Raw genomic sequence first — 13,141 nt, forward strand, 5'->3', positions numbered from 1 at the left:
ATCATATTCAATCTAAATCATTTCCGGGTTCAGACTAAAAAGCCTGTCCGTTTCACTGTCTATCTTCTCCTACGGTTCCAGACGGCTCATATCTCTTGGGAACAAGGTGGTCTCACGGACATTCTCCTCACCGAGAAGCTGCATAGTCAGACGTTCCATACCGATACCCAGTCCACCATGTGGCGGCATACCGTGCTTAAATGCACTGAGATACTGCTCCATGCCTTCCTCTGTCATACCACGCTCCTCCATCTTGGTCAGAAGCTCCGGATAGCTGTGGATACGCTGACCGCCTGTGGTGATCTCCAGACCATGATACAGAAGATCAAAGCTTAAGGTATATGTCTTATCCTCCGGATCATCCATTGCATAGAAAGGACGCTTCTTGGATGGATAATGTGTCACAAATACGAAATCCGCATCACATTCCTCTTTGTAATACTGACCGATCAACGCCTCTTCCTCCGGCTCCAGATCATATGGGTTACGGATCTCTCTGTTATATTTCTCTGCAACCTGCTTCTTTGCCACATCAAAACGCACACAAGGAATCTTGTCTGTATTCGGAAGAGTTACTCCGAGAATCTTTAACTCTCTGCTGTACTCCTTCTGCAAAAGAGCCATGGTGTACTGTAAAAATCCTGTCTCCATTGCCATAATATCCTCAAAACCGTCAATATATCCCATCTCAAAATCCAGAGAAGTATACTCGTTCAGATGACGCTTTGTGTTGTGCTTCTCTGCACGGAATACCGGAGCAGTCTCGAATACGCGGTCAAATACGCCAACCATCATCTGCTTATAGAACTGCGGACTCTGCTGCAATATTGCCGGTCTGTGGAAATACTCCAGCTTAAACAGATTGGCACCACCCTCGGCGCTCTTTGCACCAAGCTTCGGTGTATGAATCTCGGTAAATCCCTGCTCATACAGGAAATCGCGGAATCCTCTTACAATGCCCTCCTGAATACGAAATTTGGCACGCTCACGCACATTACGGAGTGATACCGGGCGATAATTCAGCTTTGCTTCCAGAGATGTTTTTAATTTCCATTTGGAAATCTGCAGAGGCATCTGCTCTGTGGGCTCAGACAGAATACGGATGGTATTCAGACGAAGCTCCACACCGTTCGGCGCACGATCCTCTTTTGCAAGAACACCCTCTACCTCTACGGTCGCTGCTTCCTTTAAAGTTTTCAGATCAAACTTGGTGACTCCTTCCTCATATACACACTGTAACAGTCCCTCTCTCTTACGGAGAACGACAAATGCCACATCACCCATATCACGGATCGTATGCACCGCACCATTGACCTTGATCGTCTTTCCTTCATAATCTCCTGCGAGAATCTCACTGATCTCCAGCGTATCCTTCTTCGCTACTCCAGTTATAAATTCCATAATAAAACCATGCCTTTCCGTATCCCTTCCGGATACTATTTTTAAAATTAAAAAGGGCAAAAAGCATTGTGCCCTCCGGGTATCGCTTTGCAATTCCCGTTGATCTTCCCTTGCGTTGCGGACATTTTCCTATACACGAAAAAAATCCCCGGAAATGATATGACATCATATCACTTCTGGGGACGGATCTTCTTCCGCGGTACCACCCGCAATTCACAGACCATCTATGATACACCTGAAAAATGATCTGCATCTCTTCACATAACGCCGTGTCCGCGCACAAGCCTACTCATTGATACCTGTTCAGCCTATGGACTCCGGAGTGTTCTCCATTCTGTCCTCTGCCGGTCATGTGCTCTCAGTCGGTGGCATCATGTTCCTGTCGAAAAGCATGGTTTCAGAACTTCGTCTCCTTCATTGTCTGTTTCATAATTCAATTAAACAATCATATATCTAAGCATACCACATACATTTTATGATTGCAAGTGGTTACTAAAAGTTACTGCCATTCCAGCCCCAGTCATTGATTCCCTGATATGTTACATAAACTGCATTTCCGGGAATTCCAAGCTCCTCCTGCAGAATATCACAGATTTTAGCCGTCATACTGTCACATGCACCGGACTGCAGGCTGCCAAACACCTTAACAGAAACAAATGCTCCTTTATCCAGCTTGTTTCCTCCCATATACAGATCATATTCATCCTCAAAGCCTACCATCAGAAAGTTCTCGGTTTTTCCCAAAAGACCAATAGCCTGACCAAGCTTAGCCTTGATCTGCTCCTTTTTGTCCTCACTCATTTTTACCGTTACTTTTGAATCAATAAATGGCATAATCTCATTCTCCCTTCAATAAATCTGTTTGTAATGTCCAAGATGTATTTTGTCCATACGTTCCGGAAAGGATCAGATCTCCGTGACGCTGTCCTTTCTGGCGGTATGGAATCCGGTCCTGCTGTGGGACAAGCTGCAGATATACCAGCTCGTCTGCCTTTAACATAATATCTCCGGAAATCTTCTTCCACTTTACTCCATCTGTGCTGTATTTCTCTGCGGCCAGCGTCATCTCCAGAAGCTTATCGTCATTTTTTCTCTGATAACGGTAAGTAACCGCCAGAAGCTGCTCCTGTGAGATCTTCAATGTCTGGTTACCGCTGTAACGGCTTAACAATCCAATACGGATCTGATCACTCTGCCCCTTTGTGGCAGACTCTGTCCATATCTGATAGCCTCCATCTGACGACAGATCCTCCATAAACGCCTTCTGCCCTTTTACATCCAGTTTCATCAGATGCTTTCCTTCATTATATCTTGCCTGGAAAGAAATCTCCTCCACAGACAGATTTGCAGAAGCCAGGAGTGTTTGACCGGATGCTGCCGGTGATAATTCCAGATAAACAGTTTTTTGCGGATCCAGTACAATATCCCCTGTCACGGACTGGAAATACCTTCCATCCATGCTGTAACGGTCTGCCTTTAGCTTCATTGCCTGATATGGCGGCTTTTTCGCCTGCTTCTGATCTGATGAGCGGCTGGCTGTGGAAACTGTAACCTCAGAGCCGTCCATCGCCTGTTGTGCATAATAATCTGCAGACATACGATACATCATTGTAATCTTCTGTGTTAGTATATCCGACAACAGTGTTAGAACACCATTTTCCTTTTTGGTGCTGGTCAGAGCCACCACAATATTGGACCGATAACTGTCCGGCTCTCTCACCAGACGAAGACTGTAAACACCCTCTGGTTCTGCAGCCTGTACCTCTATGGCATCCGAACGCTTTCCATAAACCCTCTTTCCATTAAGAAGCGCATAAGCACGGATCTGATAGAAATAGGTTTTCCCCTGCTCTACTGTACTATCTACATAGTTTTTTCCGAAATCAAACTCCTGCGTCGAGATGTCCTTTACAAGACCTCTCTCTAAAAGCTTCATATGACCGGCAGAGGTTCCACGGTAGATCTCCACTCCCTCCGGCTCAACGGCTTCCTTCCCTCCCCCTCCAAAGGAATATGTCAAAAGGATCTCACCAATCTTCTGCTGCTTTGCTTTCATCGCTTTCTGATCCCAGAATGCTCCACCCACGCCGGTGTAAATATTACACTCTGCCGTAAGCTTCTGTGGCATCTGGTCTTTGTCATAAGCAAAATGGTCCGTCTGGCTGTACTCACACGCCGCCTCAACCTTATAATGATAATCCATTCCCATGGCAGCCGTATCATCCACATAAGAGGTTTTGTCCGGCGTCAGCTCCTTTAACTTCTTCCATTCAGAACCATCATTGTCACTGCGGCACACCACATAGGAGGCTGCCCGGCTGACCTGATTCCAGCTTATCCTGACCTGAGAGCTTTCATCCATCTTTGCCGATACCTTGATCTCTTCAATAGGCCGCACGTCTGCCACCATAGACGCAGTAAATGCATCTGAAGATTTTTCTCCCTGCCTGGCCGGTTTACAGCTCACAAGCATCGTCCCACAGAGCAGACACAAAAAACCGGATATCATTATTTTCTTCCGTATCATAATAATCCCCATTTCTGTTATATTATTCCTGATTTCAGGCTTTATCCGAACAAGCCGCTAAAGAAATCTTTGACTGCATTAAAGATATTGGAAAAAAATCCTCCTACCTTTTCGGTCAGTCCTTCCGTATCCACTTTACTGAAATCAATTCCGGAATCCTTCAGCTTATTATAAATATCCTTCGCCTGCTCCTTGATAGCATCCACATCAACATCCACCTTGGAAACCTTCTCCATCATATCTGTGATCTTGTTCACATCATCCTCAGACAGATTCAGATCCAATGCATTGGCAGAAGCATTGATGGCATCCTTAATATCATCTCTGGTAGTGAGATTGTCCGAAAACACCTTCTGCTTAACTGCCGCCACTAACTGCTCTACCTTTTCGGAATCACCAATGGTGTCTGCCAGCTCTGCCGTCGTCACAAGCTCATCCGTTGCTGCATCCATGGTGGATTCGGAAATATCCTTTCCTGTCATGACGGAATATGCCTTCATAGCCCCCACCAAAGCTGATGTACCTGATATACCAAAGGGACCCACAACCGTTACCTGTGCATCCTCCAGCCCTGCTGTCACAAGAGCATTACAATACATCCCGGATGTACAATAGGTGATATTCTTAGTCTCTACCTGAATTCCACTCCCCGCTTCAGTCTTTACGATCATAACAGAGGAAAGAGCACGGGTTCCGATCACCTTGGAATCAATATAGTCTCCCAGATAATCGTGCTCCTCCTGATTGGTGATCTCAATAGTCTTGTAGTTTGACAGATCCGACTCACTGATTCCAAACTCCTGCAGCACCTTCTGCTTCTCACTTGCCTTTAAATCCTGTCCAAAAGCAATATAACGGTCATAGCTGGTGTCCTCTCCACTGACCACCGCATCTGCTGAAGCAGACTTGCCCGGCACACACAGAAGCCCTACGCATAAGAGTACGCCGAATAATATCTTCATTCCATGTTTCATTTCTGTTTCCATCCTTTCCCGAATAATCCCCTTTTCTCCCTTACCTGCCATCTACCGGCAAAAATCTTCCTACACCTTCGAGGACAGTTTACCACAAAAGCTCCCCACAGAAAAGTGGAGAGCTTCTTATTTCAGAAAAATATAATGAATTTACTTCAAAAAGCCTGCATTAAAATTCCTAGATTGCCTTTCCTGACTGAATTCTTTCCATTGCACGCTTTGTATTTTCCAGACTTCCAAAAGCAGTCAGTCGGAAATATCCTTCTCCACTTGGTCCGAATCCGGATCCCGGAGTACCTACAATGTTAAGATTTTCCAGAAGATAATCAAAGAACTCCCATGATGTCATCTTATCCGGAGTCTTGAGCCAGATATACGGAGCATCCGTACCACCGTAAACTTCATAGCCTGCACCGGTAAGACCCTCACGGATCAGCTTTGCGTTGTTCATATAATAAGCAATCTGCTCATTTGTCTGTTTTCTTCCCTCGTCTGTATATACTGCAGCACCGGCAGCCTGAATAATATAAGGAGCACCGTTAAACTTAGTACCGTGACGGCGGGCCCAAAGACTATGAAGCGTAACATCTCCGGATTTCAACTCCTTAGGAACTACCGTAAAACCAAGACGTGTTCCTGTGAAGCCTGCATTTTTAGAGAAGCTTCGAAGCTCAATGGCACATGCCTTTGCTCCCTTGCACTCATAAATGCTGTGTGGTACATTTTCAGAAGAAATATATGCTTCATAAGCCGCATCGTAGATGATCACTGCTCCTACCTTCAAGGCATAATCAACCCATACCTGAAGCTGATCCTTTGTGATCGTGGTACCTGTCGGATTATTTGGAAAACAAAGATAAATAATATCCGGTGTATCCTTTGGAAGCTCCGGCACAAAATTGTTCTCCTTTGTACATGGCATATAAATGACATCAGACCATTTCTCTGTAGCCGGATCATATGTACCGGTACGTCCTGCCATTGCATTGGTATCTACATATACCGGATAAACCGGATCACAGACAGCAATCTTGTTATCCTGACTGAAAATATCTCCGATATTACCGGAATCGCTCTTTGCTCCGTCGCTGACAAAGATCTCATCGGCTGCGATATCGCATCCTCTGTCCTTATAATCCTTCTGTGCGATCACATCACGCAGAAACTCATATCCCAGATCCGGTGCATATCCCTTAAATGTCTCCTTCCTGGACATCTCATCAACCGCACTGTGAAGTCTGTCGATTACAGCAGGTGCCAGTGGCAATGTCACATCACCAATACCAAGGCGGATAATATCCTTGTCCGGATTTGCCTCGCTGTATGCTGCTACCTTTTTGGCAATTGTTGAAAAAAGATAACTTCCCGGTAACTTTAAATAATTGTCATTAATCTTAAACATTTTATTGCCCCTTTCTATTTCAACTGTCCCCTTTATAGGACAGTTTCGATCAACATCATTCACTCACGTCCTAAAGCCCGCTTTGCAGCCTTTTTGATCATATGCTTCACTCCGGTATCCTGTTTCTTTAATTCGGCGATCTCTTCATTTTTCTGGAGAATCTTGTCTCTCTGCAAAACGATCACCTTACCAAGGATATCTACCATTTCTTCCGTGGTGTAAGTTTCTGCTTCACCGGTTCCTTCCGTCACGATCTCATCCTTAAAGAGGACACCGTCTTCTCTGCCAAGATAATCTCTGGCAACCTTTTCATTGCCCTCCCGGTACTTCTCCAGAAACGCCTGATGTTCCTCCTCTGAGAAATATCTTCCGGTGGAATATCCGCCCTCTCCAACCTTTTCCTGCTGAATTGCAGTAAGCATTGGCACAACAAAATTTAACTTTGTTGTAAAACGCGGATTGGCATTTAACAGACGCTTTGCCTCAAGACATGCGCCCTCCAGACTTGCATTTACGACATGATCCGACTGCTTGAACTCATCTGTCATTTCCAGATCAAATAAATGAAGGAAATCAGAAATAATATTACCTCCATAATACTGCTGCTTCTCATATACACGAACGATAATATTTTCTCTGCCAACAGCCGCAGCCATCTCCTCCAGACGTTTGTCATAATCCAGCTTAAAATATTTTGCTTTCTTGGATACAATATAATCACTGAAAGAAGTATTCATACACTCCTTCACCTGCTGTGCCCAGTAAGACTGGATCAGCAGATCCTGTCTGCGCAGATATACAATGATCTTCATATCTGCTCCTGCCTCTGCAAGCTTTTCTTTATAATGAAGCAAACGCTCTGTCGTAATGTCCTTATTATTCCAGATATGTTCATCTGACAAAACAAAGACCGGAAAATTATCCAGCATACCGGTCAGCTTCTCCAATGCCTGATCTGCCACCTCACGCTCCTGATCACGAAGGCGTTTGTGGTTCTCATCAAAAATATATGCATTTAAACAATGGCCATTTCGATTGGAACTGATTCCCGGAAAATCAAACCCAAGATTTGGGTAACAAACTCCCTTTTCTTTTAATAATTTGCGGTTCTTTGAACAAAATACCTGAATTGCAGAGGTACCCGTCTTAGGCGTACCTACATGAATGTATACTGTAGACATATCTTCCTCCTTTTGATTATAAAGAAAAAACCCCGAAAGCATATAGCTTCCGAGGTGCCCCTGCCAAGGATTCATCCGCATCACACACTCAATCCCTGCGCAATCGAGGTGACAGGATTTGAACCTGCGACCTCTGCGTCCCGAACGCAGCGCTATACCAAACTTAGCCACACCTCGAATTTGGTTGTAATCCCTGTATGTGAGCTTTATGACGTGCATACAAAATATAGCAGTCGTAAAACCACGCTCTATATATTAACACACTTGTTTTTTCTTTGCAAGTCTTTTTCTAAAATCTTTTCCAACATTTTCAAGGCACGTTTATTTTTTTCTACATCATGGACCCTGACAAAATCCCAGCCGGCCATTCCTGCCAGAACTGATGTCACCATAGTGCCTTCCTCTCTCTCTGTCACCGGCAGATCCAGGGTCAGTCCGATCACTGATTTCCGGGATGCTGCTAACAAAAGCGGCAGCTCAAACCGTTCAAACAGCTTCAGATGTGCCAGAATTTCCAGATTCTGCTCGTAATCCTTAGCAAAACCAACACCCGGATCAAGGATCATTCTGTCCCGGCTGATCCCTGCTTTCTCTCCAATCGCGATACTATCCTCCAGATCCAGAAGTACTTCCTCCAGAAAGTTCTGATATACCGCCTGATCCCTGTTATGCATAACGCAGACAGGCACATCATATTTCGCAACGATCTGTGCCATGGTGCCACAATCCCAAACGGATGTTTTTCCCTCCGGGGCATAAAACTTATCGTAACGAAGTCCCCAGATATCATTGGCAAGGTCCGCTCCCGCTGCCAGCGCCGCATCCATCACCGGTGCCTTATAGGTATCAATGGATACCGGAATATCAAACCGTTTCTTAACAGCCTCAATGATCCCGGTGACACGTTCAATTTCCTCCGGTACCGTAATCTTCTGATATCCCGGTCTCGTGGACTCTCCACCTACATCAATGATATCGGCTCCCTGCTGTACCATTTCCTCTACATGAAAAAGTGCTGCGTCTTTATCATTAAATTTACCGCCATCCGAAAAGGAATCCGGTGTGACATTTAAAATGCCCATAATATAAACATGACCCTGTCCGTAAGTAAATTCTCTGTTTCCTATTTTCATATCTTCTTCCTCTCTGTCATACTGCTATTCTTTATATTAGTCCCATTATTTGGACACATCAATCCGGCTCATTATCCGTTTTCTTCTTACCTGTCCTATTATCTGGACAACAGTTTCAGAAAGCGATCCTGCTTTCGGGTATCTTCCATCTCGCCCCGGACAGCATATGTCACGGTCTGGGTTCCCGGCTTTTTGATGCCTCTCATGGTCATACACATATGCTCCGCCTCGATCATGACCATCACACCCTTCGGCTTCAGATATGCCATGATATCATCTGCAATCTGTGCTGTCATCTGTTCCTGAATCTGCGGTCTGCGGGCATATACCTCCACAGTCCTTGCCAGCTTGCTTAACCCAACCACCTCGCCATCAGGAATATATCCAATGTGTACCTTGCCATAAAACGGCAGTAAATGATGCTCACAAAGAGAATAAAATGTGATATCTTTTTCAATGACCATTTCGTTATTTTGTGCCGTGAAAGTACGCTCAAGATGCTCCCTGGCATTCTGTCCCATCCCGGCAAAAATCTCCTCGCACATGGCACTGATCCTGGCCGGAGTTTCCTGTATGCCTTCCCGGTTGATATCATCACCGATTCCCTCCAGAAACAGTGTAACTGCCTGTTCTATCTTTTCTTTATCCATTTCTGCTCCAATCCACTATGCTCCTGTCACAGTTTCTTTCTAAAATCTGAACATCATTCTATCAAATATACCGGCTGGTGTCAAAAAAACGGTACACTTCATGCAAAAACGACAGACTTCCGAAAATAATGGTTTTGGTATTATGACCGTCCTTTTCTATTTTTTGAAGAGCCTGTGCCACAGTCTGACAGCTTTCCACCGGGATCTCCCTGTCATACTTCCTGCATTTTTTCTCTACAATCTCTGCCAGCTCCCCGGGATCCATTCCCCTCTCTCCTGCCGCCTGTACCGTGTATACAGATGTTGCTAACGGAAGCATTTCATCAAGAATCTTCTGATAATCTTTATCTCGAAATACCCCAAAAATATAACGGAATCTCTGCGCCGGAAAATAAATTTCCAAAGACTTTTTTAATGCAACGGCACCATCCGGATTATGTGCACCATCCAGAATTAAAAAAGGATCTTTCGAGATCAGTTCGAAACGGCCTGTCCATTTTGTCTCCCGAAATGCCGTCTGAACCGAGCTGATATTAATCTTATGAAATCCCGTCTGTGCCATGAGCTTTAATGCCTCAAATGCGATCACTGCATTTTCCGGCTGATAATATCCCAGCTGACGGATCTCCAATGGATACCCCTGATACCGGAATAACGTTTTTTCCAGAGAAAAATCCTTCTGACGGATCTGCTCCGGCTCTGCTACCCGCAGTTTTAACCCCCGGTGCTGACAGATTTCTTTAAGCATTTCCATAACTGTATTGTCCTGTCTCACCGAAACGACCGGACAGCCGGCTTTAATGATTCCAAATTTCTGATAAGCAATTTCTTCGATAGTATCTCCTAAAAATGCCGTATGATCTCTGCTGATCTTTGTAAAAACTGTCAGGGCCGGTTTCTCAATGATGTTTGTCGCATCATTTCTTCCACCCATCCCCACTTCAATCACAGCCACATCTACATGCCAACGGACCATCTGACAATACGCCATCACAGTCTCTATCTCAAATGCCGTGGGACAATCCAAACCTGCCGCCTCCATTTTGTTCACGGAAACTACAAGCTCTGTGACACATCTTGCCACTTCCTCTTCCGAGATCCACTCCACATCTGTTCCAAAATGATTTCCCGATATCCTCTGAATCTGCTCCCTTGGATCAAATAATGCAGGGGACGCAAATCTGCCCACTGAATAACCGGACATTGCCAATGCATTAGAAATATAAGCCCCCACGGATCCCTTTCCATTGGTTCCCGCAATATGTACGACCCGCAGCTTTTTCTCCGGATGTCCCATCAGCTCTGCCAGCTTCATAACCCGTTCCATCGAGTAATCACTTGCCAGTTTTTTTCGTATCTCCTCGATATATTCTACTGCTTCCTGATAATTCATCTTTATTACCATGCCTTTCCAAAACTGCCCATTCCAGACCCACAGACATACATTTATCAGATAAAAAGGACTCAGGTAAAAAGGGATAAATCCCCTTTTACCTAAGCCCCATATATTATATACAAATTTGCAACCTGCAACCGATGCAACGCATCCGGAACAGAGAGTGACCACACTCTCTTTATTTGATGATACGAACCTTTAATACGCCATCAATCGCACTAAGCTTCTGTGCGAATGCCTCTGTGGAATCAGAATCAATATCAAAGATACAGTAAGAGTAATCCCCACGACTCTTATTGGTCATATGCGCAATGTTGATTCCCTCAGAAGAAAATACTGTAGTAAACTGTGTCAGCATATTTGGAATATTCTTATGAGCAACGGTAATTCTTCCCTTTGTCTCACAGACACCTGCATCACATGCCGGATAGTTTACGGAATTTCTGATATTACCATTCTCCATGAAATCACGGATCTCTTCAACGGCCATAATTGCACAGTTATCCTCAGACTCTTCTGTAGAAGCACCAAGATGAGGTGTTGCGATGACATTTGGCATTTTAACAACCGCCGGATTCGGAAAATCTGTTACATATTTTGCAACCTTTCCGGACTCCAGAGCAGCCTTCATATCATCATCATTTACCAGAAGATCACGGGCAAAGTTTAATACAACAACGCCGTCCTTCATCTGATCAAATGCCTCTTTGTTCAGAAGGCCTTTGGTCTCAGGCATATATGGTACATGAACTGTAATATAATCACAGGTCTTATAAAGCTCATCATAGCTCTTGCATACGGTGATATCTCTGGAAAGTGTCAGTGCATTTTTTACGGAAAGGAATGGGTCCACACCATAAACATCCATGCCCAGGCGGTTTGCTGCATTGGCTACCAATACGCCGATAGCACCAAGACCGATAACACCAAGCTTCTTTCCCTTAATCTCGGAACCTGCAAAGTTCTTCTTTGCCTTCTCCATAGACTTGGAAATATTTTCGTCATCTGCATTTGCCTTAACCCAGTCAATACCACCCACGATGTCACGGGCAGCTAAAAGCATTCCGGAGATCAGAAGCTCCTTAACACCGTTTGCATTTGCTCCCGGTGTATTAAATACAACGATACCATTCTCGGCACATTTATCAAGTGGAATATTATTAACTCCGGCACCGGCTCTTGCTACGGCGCAGAGCTTATCAGACAACTCCATATCATGCATGGCAGCACTGCGGACTAATACTGCATCTGCCTGTGCAAAATCCTCTGTCTGCTTATAATCCTCTGTCAGATTGTCAAGTCCCACCGCTGCGATGGGATTTAAGCATGTATACTGAAACATTATGCATTCTCCTCCTCAAACTTCTTCATAAACTCTACAAGCTTCTCTACGCCCTCCTTAGGCATCGCATTGTAGATGCTTGCTCTCATACCACCAACGGTACGATGACCCTTCAGATTTACGAAGCCGGCTTCCTCTGCCTCTTTTACGAACTTGGCATCGAGATCCTTATCACCGGTAACAAATGGTACATTCATCAGAGAACGGTCTTCCTTTACAACAGTTCCCTTAAACATTTTGCTGCTGTCCAGGAAATCATAAAGGATCTTTGCCTTCTCCTCATTGCGCTGCTTCATTACCTCTAAGCCGCCCATCTTCTTGAGCCACTTAAATACTTTGCCGCAGATATAGATACCATATGCCGGTGGTGTGTTGTAAAGAGAATCTGCATCCGCATGAGTCTTGTACTGAAGCATGGTCGGAGTACCCGGAAGCACATCCTCTGTGATCAGATCCTCACGGATGATGACAATTACAACACCTGCAGGTCCGATATTCTTCTGAACACCACCGTAGATCACACCGTACTTTGTGACATCAACCGGCTCTGAAAGGAAGCAGGAGGACACATCCGCAACCAAAGTCTTTCCCTTTGTGTTTGGAAGCTTCTTGTACTTTGTTCCGTAAATTGTATTGTTTTCACAGATATACACATAATCTGCATCCTCCGAAATCGGCAGATCCGAACAATCAGGAATATACGAGAATGTCTTATCCTCGGATGAGGCAATCTTGTTTGCCTTTCCATATTTCTGTGCTTCTGTATAGGCTTTCTTTGCCCACTGTCCGGTTACAATATAATCAGCTACACCGTTTTTCATAAGATTCATAGGAATCATGGCAAACTGCTGTGATGCACCGCCCTGAAGGAATAATACTTTGTAATTGTCAGGAATGTTCATCAACTCTCTCAAGTCTTTTTCTGCAGTTTTGATGATGTTATCATAAACCTTGGATCGATGACTCATCTCCATCACCGACATGCCGGATCCCTGATAATCCAACATCTCATCAGCAGCTTCCTGAAGTACTTCCTCCGGTAATACGGCCGGACCAGCTGAAAAATTATAAACTCTGCCCATTTTTTATGCCTCCTTATGTAGATAAAAATTAATATTTACTGACAGCTCTGTAA

11 protein-coding genes and 1 tRNA gene are annotated in these 13,141 nt (G+C 44.6%); all 12 read right to left on the minus strand.

All coding sequences use genetic code 11. The features are described 5' to 3' along the window. Window positions 1-69 precede the first annotated feature (69 nt). Window positions 70-1,401: an aspartate--tRNA(Asn) ligase gene (gene aspS / locus H8704_RS04890; protein ID WP_249297548.1), complete on the minus strand. Its 1,332-nt coding sequence runs from the start codon at window positions 1,399-1,401 to the stop codon at window positions 70-72. A 492-nt stretch (window positions 1,402-1,893) separates the two neighbouring features. Further along, a complete protein-coding gene (locus H8704_RS04895; RefSeq protein WP_118676290.1) occupies window positions 1,894-2,235 on the minus strand; it encodes a phenylpyruvate tautomerase MIF-related protein in 342 nt (113 codons plus the stop codon). 4 nt (window positions 2,236-2,239) lie between these two features. After that, a complete protein-coding gene (locus H8704_RS04900; protein ID WP_249297549.1) occupies window positions 2,240-3,928 on the minus strand; it encodes a fibronectin type III domain-containing protein in 1,689 nt (562 codons plus the stop codon). Window positions 3,929-3,969: 41 nt separating this feature from the next. After that, a complete protein-coding gene (locus H8704_RS04905; protein ID WP_022463926.1) occupies window positions 3,970-4,953 on the minus strand; it encodes a DUF1002 domain-containing protein in 984 nt (327 codons plus the stop codon). Window positions 4,954-5,080: 127 nt separating this feature from the next. Then, window positions 5,081-6,304: an LL-diaminopimelate aminotransferase gene (locus H8704_RS04910; RefSeq protein ID WP_249297550.1), complete on the minus strand. Its 1,224-nt coding sequence runs from the start codon at window positions 6,302-6,304 to the stop codon at window positions 5,081-5,083. A gap of 59 nt (window positions 6,305-6,363) precedes the next feature. After that, window positions 6,364-7,485, minus strand: a complete 1,122-nt coding sequence (locus H8704_RS04915; protein WP_249297551.1) for a hypothetical protein — start codon at window positions 7,483-7,485, stop codon at window positions 6,364-6,366. 103 nt (window positions 7,486-7,588) lie between these two features. After that, a tRNA-Pro gene (locus tag H8704_RS04920) sits at window positions 7,589-7,662 on the minus strand. A gap of 71 nt (window positions 7,663-7,733) precedes the next feature. After that, complete coding sequence (gene folP, locus H8704_RS04925; protein ID WP_249297552.1) at window positions 7,734-8,618, minus strand: dihydropteroate synthase; 885 nt, start codon at window positions 8,616-8,618, stop codon at window positions 7,734-7,736. 98 nt (window positions 8,619-8,716) lie between these two features. After that, on the minus strand, window positions 8,717-9,268 hold the full coding sequence (gene folE / locus H8704_RS04930) for a GTP cyclohydrolase I FolE (protein ID WP_022463930.1): 552 nt from the start codon (window positions 9,266-9,268) through the stop codon (window positions 8,717-8,719). A 61-nt stretch (window positions 9,269-9,329) separates the two neighbouring features. Further along, window positions 9,330-10,661, minus strand: coding sequence for a bifunctional folylpolyglutamate synthase/dihydrofolate synthase (locus tag H8704_RS04935; protein WP_249297553.1), 1,332 nt, complete (start codon window positions 10,659-10,661; stop codon window positions 9,330-9,332). Window positions 10,662-10,842: 181 nt separating this feature from the next. Then, entirely contained in the window at window positions 10,843-12,006 is a 1,164-nt protein-coding gene (locus tag H8704_RS04940; protein ID WP_022463932.1) for a phosphoglycerate dehydrogenase, read from the minus strand. Continuing rightward, entirely contained in the window at window positions 12,006-13,088 is a 1,083-nt protein-coding gene (gene serC / locus H8704_RS04945) for a 3-phosphoserine/phosphohydroxythreonine transaminase (protein ID WP_022463933.1), read from the minus strand. The genes H8704_RS04940 and serC overlap by 1 nt, the downstream gene beginning before the upstream one ends. Between the last annotated feature and the right edge of the window lie 53 nt (window positions 13,089-13,141).

Origin of the sequence: Jutongia huaianensis, assembly GCF_014384985.1 — a bacterium.
In the GTDB taxonomy this organism is placed as follows: domain Bacteria; phylum Bacillota; class Clostridia; order Lachnospirales; family Lachnospiraceae; genus Jutongia; species Jutongia huaianensis.